This is a genomic window from Reyranella sp. CPCC 100927, from assembly GCF_007859315.1.
Classification (GTDB): Bacteria; Pseudomonadota; Alphaproteobacteria; order Reyranellales; family Reyranellaceae; genus Vineibacter.
On the sequence record NZ_VOHA01000021.1, the window covers coordinates 115,830 to 132,695 of the forward strand.

A 16,866-nucleotide genomic window follows, 5' to 3' on the forward strand; every position below is an offset into this window, starting at 1 on the left:
GCTTTGCTGGGGAGGTGCCCCGAAGGGGCGGAGGGGATCCGACGTGGTCTCAGTTGCTGAGATCTCGTCGGGGGTCCCCCTCCGGCCTACGGCCACCTCCCCCACTGCGTGGGGGAGGGAAGAGTTCGGAGCCGTCATGTCGCGTCTGAGGGTTATAGCAGCGGCATTGCTGTTGATGCTGGCCGCCGTCGCGTTGCCTGCGCACGCCCAGACCTTCGAGGACTGGGTGCGCAAGCTGGCCGCCGACGATTTCGGCGAGAAGCTGCAGGCGGCCGAGAAGCTCGGCGACCTGGGTGACGGCCGAGCGGTGCCGGCGCTGAAGGCGCTGTCGGATGGCATGCTCTACGCGCGCAAGTCTGATGGCGTGGCGCTGATCCAGGACGGCAACCGCTACTTCGACGCCGCCAGCGGCAAGGGCCTGGGCGAGCTGCCGGCGGCCGATGTCGACAAGGTGCGTGTCAACAACCGCCTGCGCGGCGTCATCTCGGCGTCGCTCTCCAAGCTGTCGCTGTTCAGCGACGATCGCGCCACGCGATTGGCGGCAGCGAAGGCCGCCTTCGCCAACCCGACGCCGGAAACGGCGGCGGCACTGGAGCGCGCGGCCAAGAGCGAGAAGGACCCCGAGGTACTGACCGCCATCCGCTTCAGCCTGGCGGCAACGCAGGTCAGTGCCGGGTCGGTCGCCGACCGGGTAAAGGCGATCGAGTCGCTGGCGGCCACGGCCGATCCTGCGGTGCGCAACCTGCTGGCCGGTCTGCGCAACGACAAGGGCGCGCCGCCGGAAGTGCTGAAGGCAGCGGAAGCGGCGTTGACCTCGATCGAACGCCGGCTGGCGATGGTCGGCATTCTGGAGAACGTGTTCCAGGGCATCAGCCTGGGCTCGGTGCTGCTGCTGGCGGCCGTGGGCCTCGCCATCACCTTCGGCGTGATGGGCGTCATCAACATGGCGCACGGCGAGATGATCATGCTGGGCGCCTACACCGCCTACGCTGTGCAGCAGGTGTGCCGCGCGCTGCTGCCGGCCGACCTGGTCGGCTTCTACCTCGTGCTGTCGCTGCCGATTGCCTTCCTGGTGTCAGGTGCCGTCGGCGTGCTGCTGGAGCGCGGCGTGATCCGCCACCTCTACGGCCGGCCACTGGAGACCATGCTGGCGACCTGGGGCATCAGCCTGATGCTGCAGCAGGCAGTACGCTCGATCTTCGATGCGCAGAACAAGGAAGTCGCCAACCCGGCATGGATGACGGGCGGATTCGACCTGATGGGCGGCTTCTTCGTCGCCTGGAACCGGCTCTACATCATCGCCTTCTGTCTGCTGATGCTGGGCATCATCGCGCTGATCCTGCGCCGCACCAGCTTCGGCCTGCACATGCGCGCCGTCACCCAGAACCGCGACATGGCGGCGGCGATGGGCATTCCGACGGCGCGGGTCGATGCGCTCACCTTCGGCCTGGGCTCGGGGCTTGCCGGCATGGCCGGCGTGGCGTTAAGCCAGATCGGCAACGTCAGCCCCAACCTCGGCCAGATCTACATCGTCGACAGCTTCCTGGTCGTGGTGTTCGGCGGTGTCGGCAACCTGCTGGGCACCCTGGTGGCATCGCTGTCGCTGGGCGTGATCAACAAGATCCTCGAGCCGTTCGCCGGCGCTGTGCTGGGCAAAGTGGCGGTGCTGGTCTTTATCATCCTCTTCATCCAGTGGCGCCCGCGCGGCCTCTTCGCGCTCAAGGGCCGCTTCGTGGAGTCGTGACGATGGGCAAGGGTGAACGTCCTGGGAGCGCGGGCGTCTCGCCCGCATCAAGGCGAAAGCTTGCTTTCGCTTGGCATGAGCGGGCCGGAGGCCCGCGCTCCCAGGGGAGCCTGCTGACACCCGGCGGCTGGGTGGTGTTCCTGGCCGTGGGCTTCGTGCTGATCGTGCTGCTGCCGGTGGCCAACCAGATGGTGGCGGCGGGCTCGGCGCTGCACCTGCCCGACTATCTGGTGCCGCTGATCGGCAAGTACTGCTGCTATGCCATGCTCGCCGTCGCCATGGACCTGATCTGGGGCTACGCCGGCATCCTCAGCCTGGGGCAGGGGGCCTTCTTCGCGCTGGGCGGCTACTGCATGGGCATGTACCTGATGCGCCAGATCGGCGATCGCGGCGTCTACAAGAATCCCGTGCTGCCCGACTTCATGGTGTTCCTGAACTGGAAGGAGCTGCCCTGGTACTGGCAGGGCTTCGACATGTTCTGGTTCGCCGCGCTGATGGTGCTGCTGGTGCCGGCGGCGCTCGCCTTCGTGCTGGGCTGGCTCGCTTTCCGCTCGCGCGTCACCGGCGTCTACCTCTCCATCATCACGCAGGCGATGACGTTCGCGCTGATGCTGGCCTTCTTCCGCAACAACATGGGTTTCGGCGGCAACAACGGGCTCACCGACTTCAAGGATCTGCTGGGGTTCCAGATACAGTCGCCGACGACTCGCGTTGGCCTCTTGATCGCCTCGGCGGTCGGACTGGGCCTCTCGTTCCTGCTGTGCCGTTGGATCGTCGCCTCCAAGCTGGGGCGCGTGTGCCTGGCGCTGCGCGATGCCGAAAGCCGGGTGCGCTTCCTCGGCTACTCGCCGACCGGCATCAAGCTCTTCGTGTTCGTGGTGGCGGCCATGATCTCGGGCGTCGCCGGCGCGCTCTATGTGCCGCAGGTCGGCATCATCAATCCCGGTGAATTCTCGCCTGCCAACTCGATCGAGATCGCGATCTGGGTCGCGGTCGGTGGCCGCGGTACCCTGATCGGGGCCATCCTCGGCGCTTTCATCGTCAACGCCGCCAAGACCTGGCTGACCGGCGCGATGCCGGAAATGTGGCTCTTCTTCCTCGGTGCGCTGTTCATCGTCGTCACCCTGTACCTGCCGCATGGCGTGCTGGGCATCGTGCGCGGCTGGCAGGCGCGACGTGCCGCGTCGCGGGTGACGACGCTTGCGGCCGCCCGACCGGCGGAGGCGACATGACAACGGCGGCGCTCGATCCCATCGCCGATACGGCCCAGGGCGACACCCTGCTGTATCTGGAAGACGTCACCGTCAGCTTCGACGGCTTCAAGGCGCTCAACACGCTGTCGCTGGCGATCGGCAAGGGCGAGATGCGCACCGTGATCGGTCCCAACGGCGCGGGCAAGACCACGATGATGGACGTGATCACCGGCAAGACGCGCCCGGACAGCGGCCGCGTGCAGTTCGGCGATCGCATCGATCTCACGCGGCTCGATGAAGCCGGTGTCGCCAATCTCGGCATCGGCCGCAAGTTCCAGAAGCCCACGGTGTTCGAGAACCTCACCGTGTTCGAGAACCTGGAACTGGCGCTGCGTACCAGCCGCGGCACCTTCGCCACGCTGATGGCGCGGCTCAACGGCTCGGCGCGTCGCAAGATCGACGACATGCTGACCCTGGTCGGGCTGGGTGATCGCAAGGCCAAACCGGCGGGTGCGCTCAGCCACGGCCAGAAGCAGTGGCTGGAGATCGGCATGCTGCTGCTGGCCGAACCGCAGCTGCTGCTGCTCGATGAGCCGGTCGCCGGCATGACCGACATCGAGACCGAGCAGACCGCCAGGCTGTTCAAAGATCTGGCCGGGAGTCACACCCTGGTGGTGGTCGAGCACGACATGCAGTTCGTGCGCGAACTCGGCGTGCGCGTGACCGTGCTGCACGAGGGCTCGGTGTTGGCTGAAGGCTCGCTCGATCACGTGCAGAAGGATCAGCGCGTGGTCGATGTGTATCTGGGACGGTGAGACGTGTTTCCTCCCCAGCTTCGCTGGGGAGGTGCCCCGAAGGGGCGGAGGGGAGCCGTGGTGATGTCAGTATTGAAGAGCACGTCGGCTCCCCCTTCGGCTCAGGCACTTCGACGCAAAGCGTCGAAGTGCCGAAACGGCCACCTCCCCCAACTGCGTTGGGGGAGGGTTGAGGGTCAACCATGCTGAGTGTCGAAAAGATCGACCTGTTCTACGGCGCCTCGCACGCGCTGCGCTCGGTCAGCGTCACGGCCGAGGTGGGCAAGATCGGCTGCGTGCTGGGCCGCAACGGCGTGGGCAAGACGTCCCTGCTGCGCGCCATCTTCGGCCTGCAGGCAGTCCGTGGCGGCAGGATCCTGTGGCAGGGCCAGGACATCGCGGCGCTGAAGCCGCACGAACGGGCGCGCCGCGGGCTGGCGCTGGTGCCGCAGGGCCGCGAGATCTTCCCGCGGCTCACGGTGCTGGAGAACCTGCAGACCGGCTTTGCGCCGCTGGCGCGGACGCTGCGCCACATCCCGGATGAGATCTTCACGCTCTTCCCGGTGCTGCAGGACATGCTGCACCGGCGCGGCGGCGATCTGTCGGGCGGCCAGCAGCAGCAGCTCGCCATTGCGCGGGCGTTGGTGACCCGACCCAAGCTGCTGGTGCTCGACGAGCCCACCGAGGGTATCCAGCCCTCGATCATCAAGGACATCGGCCGCGTGATCCGCATGCTGGCCGACCGCGGCGACATGGCGATCCTTCTGGTCGAGCAATATCTCGACTTCGCGCAGGCGCTGGCCGACCACATCAGCGTGATGGACCGCGGCGAGGTGGTGCTGTCAGGCCCCGCGACATCGCTGACGGCGGAGCAGGTGCGCAAGCATCTGATGGTGTAGTCGTGCGCTCTTGAGCCCTGTTGCTGGCGCCTTAATCCTTCTGGAAATAGCCGGTCAGCATCAGGGCAATGACCGGCTTTCCGCCAGCGTCGACGCGCCGCCAGTTCACGAAGGCAGTGCATTCGATCAAGGCCTGGTATTGCTCAGGGCAGCGCCGTTCCAGATCCGCTGCGTCGTCAATGCGAAGTGTAAGCACCTCGCCGACCCCTACGACAACGGTCGTCATGCCACTCGGTGGATCGTCAACATAGGTCATGCAGTCGATCCAGGCGTTCATGTTACGCCCATAGAAGTCTGGAAAGCCCAGCGCTTCCTGGAACACGTCATGGAAAGTGTCCCAATTCGTGATTCGACTGACAGGGATGTCTACGATGGTCGTCCTCATGTTGGCACCGATGGACAAGACTCGGCTGGATGCCGTCAGTAGTCGAGCTTTCCGCGCAGTTCGCTGAAGGGCAGCATGATGTGCTCGCGGAAGGCGGGGCGGTCCTGTAGTCGCTGGTACCAGGCGACGACGTGGGGAACGCCAGGGCGTTCGATGTCCAGCTCGAAATAGCGGTAGAGCGACGTGCCGGCCGGGATGTCGGCCAGCGTAAGATCGGCGCCGCACAGGAATGGCTGGGTCGCGAGCACCGCATCGAGCTGGCGGAAATGCTGGGCACAGCGTGCGATGCTCCGGGCGATGGCTGTTGTGTTGCGCTGCGCCTCGGGCGTGCGGTAGTAGCCCCAGAACACGCCGTTGAGGAAGTCGGGCTGCAGGGCGGTCTGCGACCAGTCCATCCAGCGGTCGACCTGCGCGCGTTCGGCCGGATCATCGGACCAGAACCGGCCCTGCCCGTAGCGCGCCGCGAGGTAACGCAGGATCGCCTGCGATTCCCACACGACGACGTCGCCGTCCTCGATCACCGGCACCCGCCCATGCGGGTTGAGCGCGCGGAACGATGGTTCGTCCAGCTCACCGAAGTCGCCGCCGGCGGGAATGTGCTCGTGCGCCAGCCCGAGCTCGCCCACCAGCCACAGCACTTTCTGGACATTGAAGGAACTGCGCCGTCCCCAGACTTTCAGCATGATCTACTCCTTGGCCCGCGCGCGCCGCGGCGGATGGATGGTCTCGCCACGCACCAGCATGGCAACATACTTCTTGATGCGCTCGGCGCGAGTCTCCGCTTTCTTGGCGTCGTGCAGGCGATGCAGGATGGCGTAACGATTGGCACCGTCGAGCGCGGCGAACATGCGCCGTGCCTTGGGTGAGCGGTCAAGCGCGCGCTGCAGGTCATCGGGCACCGTCGCCGTGCGGGGTGACGGGTAGGCGGCATCCCAGCGGCCGTCGGCCTTGGCGCGCTCGACTTCGGCCAGTCCGGACGGGCGCATGCGGCCTTGCTTGATCAGCGCCAACAACTTGGTGCGGTTCTTCTCCGACCATTTGCTGCGTGTCTTGCGCGGCGTGAAGCGCGCCAGCCAGTGCTGCGCGTCGAGACTCTGGCCCTGGCCGTCGATCCAGCCGTAGCACAGTGCGCTCTCGACGGCTTCCGCCTGAGAGACGCTTGCGATGCCGGACTCCTTTTTCGCCAGCTTCAGCCACAGGCCCGGCGACGTCATGGGCTGTGCCGCCAGCCACGCCTCCCAGTCCGCAGCCGACGCGAACGCCAGAATGGGAAGGCCGTCCTTGGTCTTGGGCATCACGCTTGCTCCGATAGGCGCCGCTGTTCGCTCCTGCTGCTGCCTATGGACATCAGGCACGTAGGCGGCGTCTAGTCTCGCAATCCTAGGAGGAGGGAACCATGGCAAAACGCACACGTGTGATCAGCCCGAACGTTGCCGAGCCGCCGCCGGAGCGGTGGTCCAACTGCATTCGCGTCGGCGACATGGTGTTCGTCTCCGGCATGGTCGCGCGGGTCGGCGACAAGATCGAGGGCGCTGACGAGTATGAGCAGTCGCGCATCATCTTCGGCAAGATCAAGGATCTCGTCGAGGCGGCGGGCGGCCAGATGAACGACGTCGTGAAGGTCACGATCTTCGTCGTCAACATCCGCAACAACACCAAGGTCTGGCAGGCGCGCCGGGAATTCTTCACCGGCGACTTCCCGGCCAGCACCCTGGTCGAGATCCGGGCGTTGGCGACGCCGGACACGCTGGTCGAGATCGAAGCCGTCGCCATGATCGGCTCCAGCAGCGCCTGACCCGCATAGTGAGACGTCAGGGCATCGCCCGCGTGACGCCGCGGCACCGCGTGATGCACCATCACGACCGCCACGGCAACGAGGGACCGATGAACGACGTCGTGAAGGACAGCCGACTGGCCGGCAAGGTGGCGATCGTCACCGGCGCCGGATCGCGCGCCGACGGGATCGGCAACGGCCGCGCCGCGGCGATCCTGATGGCGCGGTCCGGCGCCAAGGTCATGCTGCTGGATACGGTCAAGGAATGGGTCGGCCGCACGGCGCAGATGATCGCGGACGAGGGCGGCACCAGCATCGCGCGGGTGGCGGATGTCACGGATCCGGCCGACTGTGAGGCCGCCGTCGCGGCGGCGGTCGCGGCCTGGGGGCGTCTCGATATCCTGCTGAACAATGTCGGCATCGGCGGCCCGCCGGGCACCGCCGTCGATGTCGATATCGCCGCCTGGGAGCAGGCGATGCGGGTGAACGTGACGTCGATGGTCCTGATGGCGAAATACGCCATCCCGGAAATGCGCAAGGCGGGCGGCGGCTCGATCGTCAACATCGCCTCCGTTGCCGGCCTGCAGGGCGGCCATCCGCACCTGCTGTATCCGACCTCCAAAGGCGCGGTCGTGCAGATGACGCGGGCCATGGCCGCGCACCACGGCCGCGAGAACATCCGCGTGAACTGCATCGCGCCGGGGATGGTCTACACACCGATGGTCTATGCGCGCGGCATGGCGCCGGAGCTGCGCGAGGCGCGCAAGCTGCGCTCGATGCTGCAGATCGAGGGCGAGGGCTGGGACGTCGGCCATGCCGTGGTCTACCTGGCCAGCGACGCGGCGCGCTGGTTGACCGGCGTCATTCTGCCGGTCGACGCCGGCGCGTCTGCCGGTCGAGCGGAATCACCGTCGCCGCGATGAACGCGCCATCGGCGCTCGCGGTTCAGGACACTTCAAGGAGGAAGCACGCGATGACCACGACCGACACACCCATCCTGTACGAGACCCCGGCGCCGCACGTCGCGCGGCTGGTGCTGAACCGGCCCGAGACGCGCAATGCGCAGGACACGGCGTTCCTCTATGCGTTCAACGACGCGCTCGACCGCGCCGCCCAGGACGACTCGATCAAGGTGATCATTGTCGCCGCCAACGGGCCGCACTTCTCGTCGGGCCACGACCTGCGCGAGCGCGACGGCCATGGCGCCATGCGCCAGCACCGCACGGTCGAGACCTGGAGCGGCTTCGGCGGTCCCGGCGCCGAGGCGCAGTTCGCGCGCGAGAAGGAGATCTACATCGGCTTCTGCGAGCGCTGGCGCAACCTCCCCAAGCCCACCATCGCGGCCGTGCACGGCAAGGTGATCGCCGGCGGCCTGATGCTGATGTGGCCGTGCGATATCGTGATCGCGTCGGAAGACACGCAGTTTCTCGACCAGACCGTGGCCATGGGCGTGGGCGGCGCCGAGTTCTTCATGCACCCCTGGGAACTGGGCGTGCGCAAGGCCAAGGAGTTCCTGTTCACCGCCGACTGGCTTGCGGCGCGCGAGGCGCACCGGCTGGGCATGGTGAACCATGTTGTGCCGCGCGCCGAGCTGGAGGCCTTCACCCTGGCGATGGCCGAGCGCATCGCCAAGAAGCCACTGTTCGCGCTGAAGCTGGTGAAGGAAGCGGTGAACGCAGCGCAGGACGCCCAGGGACGGCGGACGGCGATGCAGACCTCATTCGCGCTGCATCACCTGGCGCACGCGCACAACATGCTGGCGCACGGCACGCTGGTCGATCCGTCGGGTCTGATGGGCCCGATGCAGACCAAGGCCAATGCCGCCAAGAAGGCGGCGGCGGAGTAATTTCCTCTCCCGCGAGCGGGAGAGGAAGGGGCCCATCGTGCGCAGCACGATGGGAAGGTGAGGGGTTAAGGACGCGGCGGCGAGTGCGTACCTCACCCATCAAGCGCGACGCGCTCGCCGACCTCTCCCGCTTGCGGGAGAGGTGAAATCCTACGCCAACGCCGGCGCGCCGAGATCGATCAGGCCGTGGCGATCGCCCTCGTTGATCTCGGTGAAGAAGCGGTGCATCCGGAAGGCGTAGTCGTCCCAGATCTTGAAGGGCAGGGCGGCCTGGCGGGCGCGGAACTCGATGATCGCCGCTTTGTTCTGCCGGCCGCCGTACTGGACGGCATCCATCTTGTCGCCCAGTCCGGCGAGGCCGCGCAGCCGGTGCCCCAGTTCGGGATTGCTGTCGTGCCAGGTCGCGTCGTCGGCCTGGCCTAGCGGATGGGCCGCGGCGCTGAGCAGGTCCTGATCGTTGAGCATGCCGGTGAGCCACGCCTTGCGCGTGATCGGTAGCTGGATCGGGTCCTTCAGATTGCCGCGGTCAGTGATCCTGCGCTCGATGAGCAGCCCGTCCGGATCGATGCCGGCCGGCGGAATCCCGGCGATCTGTGACATGACGTCCTTGCAGATGAAACTGATCCAGTCCGCCGGGGCATCCTTGTAGTGCTTGCGCTCGTCCTTGGGCAGGTCGTTGAAGAGCGCGCTGAATTTCGTGCGCGACATCAGGATGAAGAGGTACTTCACGGCGCCGACACCGTTCTGTGCCGGCGAATATCCGCGCAGGAGGTAGGTGGCGATCAGGGTGACCAGTCCACGCAGCTTGGCGCTGGGGGCATGGTCCTTCCACTTGGAGTCCTTGATGGCTTTCCAGTTCAAGGTCACCTTGTTGACCATGCTGGAGTAGATCGGGTCTCCGCCGGGCGTTTCGGCGAAGAACTGCTTGGCCGCCTGCGATTTCGGATCGGCCAGCAGGCGCCACAGCTTGCGGATCCGGGCCAGCCGGATGCCGCCGGTCACCTGCGGTATCGCCTCGACATCCTTGAAGCGAAGCTCGTTCTTGATATGGATGACGAACCGGTCATTCGGCGCCCGGAACGTGTTCGCTGGAAAATCGGCGGCGGTCACGAACCGGTTCACCTTGCGCGCGTTCATCATGCGAACGAAGGTCTTCAGGTCGGCCATCACCTGGGTCAGCTGAACTTCGCCGGCCTTGCTTTCCTCGACTTCGTCGACGACGTATTCGATCTCCGTGCCGTCGACCGTCAGCTTCCAGCCCAGTCCGCCACGGACCACGGCCGCCTTCGGGTATGATTCCGTGCAGTTCTTCAGATCGGCCTCGGTCTTGAGGCCGCCCGCCGGGATGTTCATGCCGTTCTTGAGTTTGTAGATGTCCCAGCCGGTCGCGAATTCAAAGCCAACAGCCATTCTCGCCTCCTTGGACAATGAATGTCGGAGACGACGGCAGAGCGTTCCTGGAGGATGCTTTGCAATCGTTTAGTTAGAAAATTGATTTTAGTCTATGTACGGACAGTCTTTTTCTACTATAGCGTTACTGACAACTTCAAGCAAGCACCTGTCATTACCTTCGGTCGATTTGCTTGCATCGCTCGCAGTGACAGTCGAGTCGTTAAGCCTTCACCGGGTGTGCCTTGATGGCGTCTTCGTTCACATCGGCACCCCAGCCCGGCCGCGTCGGCACCACGAGCTGGCCGTTCTCGATCACCGGTGGGTGGGAAACCAGATCGTCCTTCCACGGCACGTCGTCGATGTCGATTTCCATCACCCGGAAGTTGGGAATGGCGGCGCAGAAATGGGCGCTCATCAGGGTCGACAGGTGGCCGTAGAAATTATGCGGCGCGCAGTTGATCTCGTAGGGCTCGGCCATGGCCGCGATCTTGATCGACTCCAGCAGGCCGTTCCACGGCACGTCGACAATGGCCACATCCATCGCGCGGTTCTCGAAGTAGGGCCGGAACTGGCGGCGGCCGAACAACGATTCGCAGGACGCGATCGGCATGCTGGCGCGGCTGCGGATATAGGCGAGCCCCTCGGGATCGTAGCTGTCGATCTCCAGCCAGAAGAGGTCGTAAGGCTCGACGGCACGCGCCACCTTCACGTAGCCCTCGGTTTTGAAGTTGAAGTTCAGATCCAGCAGGATGCCGATGTCGGGTCCGGTGCCCTGGCGGAAGGCGGCCAGCTCGTCGCGGATCGCTGCCAGCAGACGCGCATCGGCATTCAGTTCGGGAAAGCCCGGCCCGCGCGTGAAGCCCGGCTGGTGCATGTAGGGCGGCTTGCCGTCGAAGCGGAAAATGTTGGTCTTCAGCGCCGAGAATCCGCGCTCATGCACATGGCGGCCCAGGCTCACCAGGTCGTCCAGCGAGCGCACGGGCTCGACCCCCATCACTGCGGCGTGGTTCAGCCGGTAGCTGCCGCAATGCGACCAGTAGAGCTGCAGGCGATCGCGCACCGGGCCGCCGAACAGGGCATACACCGGCACACCCAATGCCTTGGCTTTCACATCAAGCAATGCGTTCTCGATCGCCGCGATCGCCTGGGCGTTCATGCCGCCGGGTGCCTGGCGGGTGATGGCGTAGAGCGTCGAGCTGATGCGTTCGACCGGCCGCGGGTCCTGGCCGATCAATCCCTCGCCCAGTTTGCGGATGATGCCGCTGAGCCCGTAACTGCCGTAGCTCTCGTTGTACTCTGACCAGCCAACCAGCCCGTCATCGGTCGTGATCTTGAGGAAGGAGAAGACGCGCCAACCGGCGTCGCAATGCAGGTCCTCGATGCGTGCGATCTTCATGACGTTTCTCCCTGAACCTCTGATTCTGCATGTTCAGCCGAGTGACTGTCATTCCGAGCGGAGCGAGGAATCTTTCAGCTGTCGGCGGATTATGGACGGCAGAAAGATCCCTCGCTTCGCTCGGGATGACAGAGTCACAAGCGCGACCGTCACTCACCCGAGTAGTTGGGCTTGCGCTTCTCGACGAAGGCGGACACCGCCTCCTGGCGATCCTTCATCATGTTGCTCAGCATCTCGTAGGCGATCGCGGCATCGTTGACCTTGTTGGCGATGTCGCGCAGCACCACGTTCATGGCCGTCTTGGTCCAGCGCACTGCCCAGCGCGGGTTGCCCATGATCTTGCCGGCGATCTCGTCGACCTTGGCGTCGAGCTGGTCGGCCGGCACGGCGTGGTTGATCAGGCCCATGGCCAGCGCATCGCGGGCACGCAGCATGTCGCCGGTCAGCAGCATCTCCTTGGCACGCGCGAAGCCGATGAGCTGCGGCCACATGACGGCGCCGCCGTCGCCCGCCACCAGCCCGACCTTGACGTGCGGATCGCCGATCTGCGCCGTCTCGTCGGCGACGATGACGTCGCACAGCAGTGCCAGCGAGGCGCCTAGCCCGGCGGCGGCGCCGTTGAGCCGGCAGATGATGGGTTTCTCCAACTCCAGCAGGCCCATGATGATGCGCTTGGCTTCGGGCGCAATGCCGCGGAACTTGGTCGGATCGTTGATCATGTCCTGGAACCAGGCCATGTCGCCGCCGGCGCAGAACGCGGGTCCATGGCCGGTCAGCACGATCAGGTCGCTGTCGGGGTCGCGCTGCAGGTCGGGGAAGACGCGCGCCAGTTCCTCGTGCATGCGCGCATCGACGCCGTTCATGCGGCTCTTGCCGGCGATGGTGACGCGCAACAGGCGACCCCGATACTCGAAGCGCAGGGTTTCGTAGTCGTGAAATTCCATTGTCGTCGTCTCCGCCCAGGATGTTCTTGCTGCGACCATAACACCGGCACGGCGTCGCCCTCACGCGTCGGATGCATGCTAACCTTGCTGTCCGCGCAAACGGGAGAATGCGATGGCGTTGCGGGGCAAGGGCATGCTGATCACCCTCACCGAGGTGAAGCGGGGCGACGAGCGCGACTTCAACGAATGGTACAACCGCGAGCATATTGACGAGCGGGTGAACCTGCCCGGCTTCCATCGCGCCCGCCGCTACGTCGCCGCTGACGGCCGCGCCGACCCGCGCTACATGGCGACCTACGAGTGCGACGGGGTCGCTGACCTCGCCACGCCGCGCTACCTGAGGCTGCTGGCCAACCAGACGGCGTGGAGCCAGCGGGTGATGAAGCGGTTCACCAAGTTCCAGCGCCTGACCTTGCGCATTCGCGTTGACCTGGCGCACGGTGTCGGCGGCGTCATCACCTGCGTGCGCTTCGTACCAGATCCTGCCCGGGCGGCACGCCTGGCGGCCTGGCTGCGGCAGAAGGCGCTGCCGGCCGCGATCCGACGACCTGGCATGGTGGGCGGCTTCGCCGGTGCCAACGATCTCGACGTCGCCAACGCCCCGGCGCGTGCCCGCGGCATCGACTATCCGCAGGCCAGCGCTGTGACATGGGCCGTGGTGCTGGAGGGGGCTGATGCCGGCGCGACGGCGGCCGCGGCACGCACCATCCTGACGCGCCGGGCGTTGGCACCCTTCGGTGTGACGGCGGCGCCGGCGGTCGGGACCTACACGCTGTTGTTCGGCAACGAACGGTAGCTGGCGATCTCAACACGGGGTGGGAGTGAATACGATGGCTGGTAAGACGTCCGAGAAGGTCGCCACCACGACCAGGCGCAAGGCCCCCGCGCCGGCCGAGAAGCCGGTTCTCCTCTCGGGCGGCAACCCTCAGATCGCAAAGGCCTACGGCGAGGCGCCCGTACAGGCCTACATCGCCGCCATGCCGGGCTGGAAACACGATGTCGGCCGCCGCCTCGACGCACTCATCACGCGCGCCGTTCCCAACGTGCGCAAGGCGGTCAAATACAACACGCCGCTCTATGGCGTCGAGACCGAGCGCTGGTTCGTCAGCTTTCACTGTTTCACGAAGTACGTGAAGGTCGCGTTCTTCCGCGGCGCGTTACTCTCGCCCATGCCACCCGGCCCGTCGAAACAGAAGGAGGTGCGTTATCTCGACATCCACGAGGACGATCCGCTCGATGAAGCGCAGGTTGTCGACTGGGTGAAGCAGGCCAGCCGATTGCCCGGCGAAAAACTGTGAACCAGGACCCCGAACTGCTGCGCCGTCTGCTCCGCGCGAAGGACCGGATGGACGGCGCCTCGCACGAGGCATGGCCCGTCCCCCGGCTGGCGCGCGTCAGCGGTGTCTCGCAGGCCCACTTCGCGCGGTCGTTCAAGGAAGCCTTCGGTGTCCCGCCGCACCGCTACCTGCTGACGCGCCGGATCGAGCGCGCCGCGGCATTGCTGCGTGATACGGATCTGCCCATCACCGAGATCGCGTTCGAGACCGGCTGGAACAGCCTGGGCACATTCGGGCGCACATTCCGCGATGTCACCGGTGAAAGCCCGGGTGAGCTGAGGGCACGCGAGAAGGCCGCGTCGCACCAGCGCGAGCGGGTGCCGGGCTGCTTCCTCAGCGCCGCCCACCGGCCCGACCTCACAATCGCAGTTTCGGAGAAGCGGCGGCAGGCGGCGAGCGATAGGAGGGACGGGTCCCAGGAAACGGAGGTCCCATGAGTCAGCAGGGTGTCGGGGTGGTCGGTCTGTACGTTCGCGATCAGGACGAAGCCCTTCAGTTCTATGTCGAGAAGCTCGGATTTCGCGTCCATACCGACGCGCGTAACGGCGACTACCGCTGGCTCACGGTGCAGCACCCGGACCAGCCGTCTTTTCAGCTCGGCCTGTTCATGCCCCAGCCGCCGGCGGTCGATGCAGCGACGGCGCAGGCCGTGCGCGAAATCGTGGCCAAGGGTGCCATGCCGCCGCTGGTGCTCGTTGTCGACGACTGCCGTGCCGCTTACGATCGGATGCGAGCCCGTGGCGTGGAGTTCACGCAGGCCCCCGTGGAACGCTACGGCGCCGTGGACGCCGGCTTCCGCGATCCGTCGGGCAACGGGTGGAAGATGATCGAGGCGCGCTAGGATCGGCGACGAACACGGATGGGCGATGCATGAAGAAGGCGACGGCTGGCGCGGCGGCGGGAGGCGACTCTCCCTCCCGGCACATCGATGCGCGCATCAAGGAGCTGGGTGACTGGCGCGGCGAGACCTTGGCCCGGATCCGTACTCTCATCCGACAGGCTGATCCCGACGTGGTCGAGGAGTGGAAGTGGCGCGGGGTTCCGGTGTGGTCGCACGCCGGAATCATCTGTACCGGCGAGACGTACAAGGAGGTCGTGAAGATGACCTTCGCCAAAGGTGCCGCGCTGGCGGATCCTTCAGGCCTCTTCAATGCGAGCCTCGAGGGCAACACCCGCCGCGCCATCGATCTTCGCGAGGGTGACAGGATCGACGAGACGGCGTTGACGGCGCTCATTCGCGCCGCCGTGGCGTTGAACACGTCGGCACGCCCTGCGAAGAGGGCCAAGAGCGCATGAAAACATCCCCTTCTCCCCACCAAGGCGGGGAGAAGGGGACAAGCTTCAATCCTTGAAGGTCGAGATCGACACTTCCTTGGACGTGATGAACTCCAGCAGCGCCGGCTTGCCCTGCCGGGTCTGTTCGATGCCGCGCTTGATCGCGCCCGCGATGTCCTCGGGCTTGGTGACGCGCTCGCCGTAGCCGCCGAAGGCGCGCGCCATGGCGGCGTAGTCGCCGGAGATGTCGGTGGCGCGGTACTTCTCGGTCGAGACCTTCATGATGTGAAGCTCGATGGCCATCGAGAAGTTGTTGAGCAGGATCGACAGGATCGGGATGCGCTCGCGCACCGCCGTCTCGAAATCCATGCCGGTGAAGCCGATGGCGGCATCGCCCCAGACGTTGATGCAGAGCTTGTCGGGGCAGGCGAGCTTGGCGCCCATGGCCAGGCCCAGGCCGTAGCCCAGCTGCGTGGTCTTGCCCCAGCCGATGTAGGAGAGCGGCGTCGTGGTCTTCCAGAACGGCGAGAGCTGGTCGCGCGGGCTGCCGGCATCGTGCGTGATGATGGTGTTGGCGACGTCTACGGTCTTGTGCAGCTCGGCCAGCACGCGATAGGGGTTCAGCGGTGCGTCGTTGGACTCGCGCTTGGCCTTCCAGGCTTCCAGCCACTCGGCCTCGACGGCCTTGATCTCGGCCGCCGTCGCCGACGGATCGCGCTTGCTGCCCTTCAGCAGCGGCTTGCAGGCCTCGATCAGCGCCTGCAGTGTGAGCTGCGCGTCGCCTGTGAGGCCGTACTGCACGCGCACATCCTTGTTGAGATGGGCCGGGTCGAGCGTGGCGTGGATGATGGTCTTGCCCGCCGGCATGGCGACGCCGAAGTTGGTCTCGGTGAAGCTGCAGCCGATGCCCAGGATGACGTCGCTCTTCTGCAGGAAATGGTGCACCGGCTTGGGGATGGCGCGGCCGCCCGAGCCGAGCGCCAGCGGATGCGTCTCGTCGAAGCAGCTCTTGCCCTGCAGGCTGGTGCACACCGGGATCGCCAGCAGCTCGGCGAGTGCCTTCAGCTCGGCATAGGCGTTGGCCCAATGCACGCCCTGGCCGGCATAGATCACCGGACGCTTGGCTTCGACCAGCACCTTGGCAACCGTGCGCACGGCGTCGGGATCGGGCGCGCTGCGGGTCGAGAACACCGGCGTGTAGTCGATCGGCTCCGGCACGTCCTCGGCGAAGGCGTCGGTCGGCACCTCGATCACCACCGGCCCGCCACGCCCGTTGCGCAGCTGGGCGAAGGCGCGGCGCATGATGTTGGGCAGTTCCTTGCCCGACGTGATCGGCTCGGCGTGCTTGGACACCTGCGCCATGGCGATGGTGGAATTGAAGTTGGGCGGGATGTGCGCGATGCGCCGGGCATAGCCCATGGGCATCACCAGCAGCGGCACCGACTCGCCGAAGGCCTGGGCCACGCCGCCATAGGCGTTCTCGGCGCCAGGACCATGCTGCATGCAGAACACGCCGATCTTCTTGCCGCGCGTGAGCCGCGAGATGGCGTCGGCCATGTGCAGGCCGATGCGCTCCTGGCGCACGATGATGGGGCGGATATCGGCTTCCGCCGCATGCTCCAGGATATGGTTCACCGGATAGCCGACGACCATCTCGATGCCTTCGCGCTTGAGAATCTCGGCAATCGCCGGTCCGACTTTCATGGCGTTCCTCCTTTGTAATGTCATCCCGAGCGCAGCGAGGGATCTCCTGCGAATGGCGCACCGTGCGTCCGGCCGCGGGAGATCCCTCGCTGCGCTCGGGATGACGAGCTCATCAGTACACTACGACGCTGCGGATGGATTCGCCGCGGTGCATCAGGTCGAAGCCCTCGCTGATGCGCTCCA

General features: G+C 66.0%; 19 protein-coding genes. 12 read left to right on the forward strand and 7 right to left on the reverse strand.

The genetic code is table 11. From position 1 onward, the window contains the following. Window positions 1–136 precede the first annotated feature (136 nt). The 4 genes from urtB to urtE all read left to right on the forward strand — a co-directional run bounded on the left by urtB (window position 137) and on the right by urtE (window position 4,630). The gene (gene urtB / locus FQU96_RS42530) at window positions 137–1,744 is read left to right on the forward strand and encodes an urea ABC transporter permease subunit UrtB (RefSeq protein ID WP_218574985.1); all 1,608 of its coding nucleotides are present in this window, start codon (window positions 137–139) and stop codon (window positions 1,742–1,744) included. A 188-nt stretch (window positions 1,745–1,932) separates the two neighbouring features. Continuing rightward, window positions 1,933–2,976, forward strand: coding sequence for an urea ABC transporter permease subunit UrtC (gene urtC / locus FQU96_RS33935; protein WP_255468710.1), 1,044 nt, complete (start codon window positions 1,933–1,935; stop codon window positions 2,974–2,976). Next, window positions 2,973–3,752, forward strand: a complete 780-nt coding sequence (urtD, locus tag FQU96_RS33940; protein WP_146545837.1) for an urea ABC transporter ATP-binding protein UrtD — start codon at window positions 2,973–2,975, stop codon at window positions 3,750–3,752. The genes urtC and urtD overlap by 4 nt, the downstream gene beginning before the upstream one ends. A gap of 182 nt (window positions 3,753–3,934) precedes the next feature. Next, window positions 3,935–4,630 carry an urea ABC transporter ATP-binding subunit UrtE gene (urtE, locus tag FQU96_RS33945; RefSeq protein ID WP_146545838.1) on the forward strand — a complete coding sequence of 232 codons (696 nt, stop codon included), beginning with the start codon at window positions 3,935–3,937 and terminating at the stop codon, window positions 4,628–4,630. Window positions 4,631–4,661: 31 nt separating this feature from the next. Here the strand turns inward: urtE and FQU96_RS33950 are convergent, their stop codons facing one another. The 3 genes from FQU96_RS33950 to FQU96_RS33960 are packed head-to-tail and all read right to left on the reverse strand — an operon-like array spanning window position 4,662 to window position 6,310. Beyond that, window positions 4,662–5,015 (reverse strand): barstar family protein, encoded by a 354-nt coding sequence (locus tag FQU96_RS33950; RefSeq protein ID WP_146545839.1) that lies wholly within the window; start codon window positions 5,013–5,015, stop codon window positions 4,662–4,664. Between the two features lie 35 nt (window positions 5,016–5,050). Continuing rightward, window positions 5,051–5,698, reverse strand: a complete 648-nt coding sequence (locus tag FQU96_RS33955; RefSeq protein WP_146545840.1) for a glutathione S-transferase family protein — start codon at window positions 5,696–5,698, stop codon at window positions 5,051–5,053. 3 nt (window positions 5,699–5,701) lie between these two features. Beyond that, a complete protein-coding gene (locus FQU96_RS33960; protein ID WP_146545841.1) occupies window positions 5,702–6,310 on the reverse strand; it encodes a YdeI family protein in 609 nt (202 codons plus the stop codon). Between the two features lie 101 nt (window positions 6,311–6,411). On the opposite strand from FQU96_RS33960, the gene FQU96_RS33965 reads away from it, so the two are divergent. The 3 genes from FQU96_RS33965 to FQU96_RS33975 all read left to right on the forward strand — a co-directional run bounded on the left by FQU96_RS33965 (window position 6,412) and on the right by FQU96_RS33975 (window position 8,635). Beyond that, window positions 6,412–6,810, forward strand: a complete 399-nt coding sequence (locus FQU96_RS33965; protein ID WP_146545842.1) for a RidA family protein — start codon at window positions 6,412–6,414, stop codon at window positions 6,808–6,810. 89 nt (window positions 6,811–6,899) lie between these two features. Continuing rightward, complete coding sequence (locus FQU96_RS33970) at window positions 6,900–7,712, forward strand: SDR family NAD(P)-dependent oxidoreductase (RefSeq protein ID WP_146545843.1); 813 nt, start codon at window positions 6,900–6,902, stop codon at window positions 7,710–7,712. Window positions 7,713–7,762: 50 nt separating this feature from the next. Further along, window positions 7,763–8,635 carry an enoyl-CoA hydratase gene (locus FQU96_RS33975; RefSeq protein ID WP_146545844.1) on the forward strand — a complete coding sequence of 291 codons (873 nt, stop codon included), beginning with the start codon at window positions 7,763–7,765 and terminating at the stop codon, window positions 8,633–8,635. A gap of 150 nt (window positions 8,636–8,785) precedes the next feature. Here FQU96_RS33975 and FQU96_RS33980 read toward each other — a convergent pair whose 3' ends face one another. From FQU96_RS33980 to FQU96_RS33990, 3 genes are all read right to left on the reverse strand, one after another. Further along, a complete protein-coding gene (locus FQU96_RS33980; protein WP_146545845.1) occupies window positions 8,786–10,045 on the reverse strand; it encodes a hypothetical protein in 1,260 nt (419 codons plus the stop codon). Window positions 10,046–10,247: 202 nt separating this feature from the next. Next, window positions 10,248–11,423, reverse strand: a complete 1,176-nt coding sequence (locus FQU96_RS33985) for a mandelate racemase/muconate lactonizing enzyme family protein (RefSeq protein ID WP_146545846.1) — start codon at window positions 11,421–11,423, stop codon at window positions 10,248–10,250. A gap of 149 nt (window positions 11,424–11,572) precedes the next feature. After that, on the reverse strand, window positions 11,573–12,367 hold the full coding sequence (locus FQU96_RS33990) for an enoyl-CoA hydratase/isomerase family protein (RefSeq protein WP_146545847.1): 795 nt from the start codon (window positions 12,365–12,367) through the stop codon (window positions 11,573–11,575). A 112-nt stretch (window positions 12,368–12,479) separates the two neighbouring features. Here FQU96_RS33990 and FQU96_RS33995 point away from each other — a divergent pair, with 112 nt between their 5' ends. From FQU96_RS33995 to FQU96_RS34015, 5 genes are read left to right on the forward strand one after another with little or no spacing between them, the layout of a single operon-like run. Beyond that, window positions 12,480–13,163 carry a DUF4286 family protein gene (locus tag FQU96_RS33995; RefSeq protein ID WP_146545848.1) on the forward strand — a complete coding sequence of 228 codons (684 nt, stop codon included), beginning with the start codon at window positions 12,480–12,482 and terminating at the stop codon, window positions 13,161–13,163. Between the two features lie 34 nt (window positions 13,164–13,197). Continuing rightward, window positions 13,198–13,665: a DUF1801 domain-containing protein gene (locus FQU96_RS34000; RefSeq protein WP_146545849.1), complete on the forward strand. Its 468-nt coding sequence runs from the start codon at window positions 13,198–13,200 to the stop codon at window positions 13,663–13,665. A 47-nt stretch (window positions 13,666–13,712) separates the two neighbouring features. Beyond that, a complete protein-coding gene (locus FQU96_RS34005) occupies window positions 13,713–14,141 on the forward strand; it encodes a helix-turn-helix transcriptional regulator (RefSeq protein WP_146545859.1) in 429 nt (142 codons plus the stop codon). After that, window positions 14,138–14,545, forward strand: coding sequence for a VOC family protein (locus tag FQU96_RS34010; RefSeq protein ID WP_146545850.1), 408 nt, complete (start codon window positions 14,138–14,140; stop codon window positions 14,543–14,545). The genes FQU96_RS34005 and FQU96_RS34010 overlap by 4 nt, the downstream gene beginning before the upstream one ends. 29 nt (window positions 14,546–14,574) lie before the next feature. Next, entirely contained in the window at window positions 14,575–15,000 is a 426-nt protein-coding gene (locus FQU96_RS34015; RefSeq protein ID WP_146545851.1) for a DUF1801 domain-containing protein, read from the forward strand. 45 nt (window positions 15,001–15,045) lie between these two features. Here FQU96_RS34015 and FQU96_RS34020 read toward each other — a convergent pair whose 3' ends face one another. Further along, the gene (locus FQU96_RS34020) at window positions 15,046–16,683 is read right to left on the reverse strand and encodes a thiamine pyrophosphate-requiring protein (protein WP_146545852.1); all 1,638 of its coding nucleotides are present in this window, start codon (window positions 16,681–16,683) and stop codon (window positions 15,046–15,048) included. Window positions 16,684–16,866: the final 183 nt, after the last annotated feature.

Excerpts from the sequence above, each read along its gene's own strand:
- FQU96_RS33965 (WP_146545842.1), top strand. The coding sequence starts at position 6,412 with ATGGCAAAACGCACACGTGTGATCAGCCCGAACGTTGCCGAGCCGCCG.
- FQU96_RS34015 (WP_146545851.1), top strand. The coding sequence starts at position 14,575 with ATGAAGAAGGCGACGGCTGGCGCGGCGGCGGGAGGCGACTCTCCCTCC.
- FQU96_RS33955 (WP_146545840.1), bottom strand. The coding sequence starts at position 5,698 with ATGCTGAAAGTCTGGGGACGGCGCAGTTCCTTCAATGTCCAGAAAGTG.
- FQU96_RS33995 (WP_146545848.1), top strand. The coding sequence starts at position 12,480 with ATGGCGTTGCGGGGCAAGGGCATGCTGATCACCCTCACCGAGGTGAAG.
- FQU96_RS34010 (WP_146545850.1), top strand. The coding sequence starts at position 14,138 with ATGAGTCAGCAGGGTGTCGGGGTGGTCGGTCTGTACGTTCGCGATCAG.
- FQU96_RS33970 (WP_146545843.1), top strand. The coding sequence starts at position 6,900 with ATGAACGACGTCGTGAAGGACAGCCGACTGGCCGGCAAGGTGGCGATC.
- FQU96_RS33975 (WP_146545844.1), top strand. The coding sequence starts at position 7,763 with ATGACCACGACCGACACACCCATCCTGTACGAGACCCCGGCGCCGCAC.
- FQU96_RS33950 (WP_146545839.1), bottom strand. The coding sequence starts at position 5,015 with ATGAGGACGACCATCGTAGACATCCCTGTCAGTCGAATCACGAATTGG.
- urtB (WP_218574985.1), top strand. The coding sequence starts at position 137 with ATGTCGCGTCTGAGGGTTATAGCAGCGGCATTGCTGTTGATGCTGGCC.
- FQU96_RS34020 (WP_146545852.1), bottom strand. The coding sequence starts at position 16,683 with ATGAAAGTCGGACCGGCGATTGCCGAGATTCTCAAGCGCGAAGGCATC.
- urtE (WP_146545838.1), top strand. The coding sequence starts at position 3,935 with ATGCTGAGTGTCGAAAAGATCGACCTGTTCTACGGCGCCTCGCACGCG.
- FQU96_RS34000 (WP_146545849.1), top strand. The coding sequence starts at position 13,198 with ATGGCTGGTAAGACGTCCGAGAAGGTCGCCACCACGACCAGGCGCAAG.
- FQU96_RS33960 (WP_146545841.1), bottom strand. The coding sequence starts at position 6,310 with ATGCCCAAGACCAAGGACGGCCTTCCCATTCTGGCGTTCGCGTCGGCT.
- FQU96_RS33985 (WP_146545846.1), bottom strand. The coding sequence starts at position 11,423 with ATGAAGATCGCACGCATCGAGGACCTGCATTGCGACGCCGGTTGGCGC.
- FQU96_RS33990 (WP_146545847.1), bottom strand. The coding sequence starts at position 12,367 with ATGGAATTTCACGACTACGAAACCCTGCGCTTCGAGTATCGGGGTCGC.
- FQU96_RS34005 (WP_146545859.1), top strand. The coding sequence starts at position 13,713 with ATGGACGGCGCCTCGCACGAGGCATGGCCCGTCCCCCGGCTGGCGCGC.
- urtC (WP_255468710.1), top strand. The coding sequence starts at position 1,933 with ATGGTGGCGGCGGGCTCGGCGCTGCACCTGCCCGACTATCTGGTGCCG.
- urtD (WP_146545837.1), top strand. The coding sequence starts at position 2,973 with ATGACAACGGCGGCGCTCGATCCCATCGCCGATACGGCCCAGGGCGAC.
- FQU96_RS33980 (WP_146545845.1), bottom strand. The coding sequence starts at position 10,045 with ATGGCTGTTGGCTTTGAATTCGCGACCGGCTGGGACATCTACAAACTC.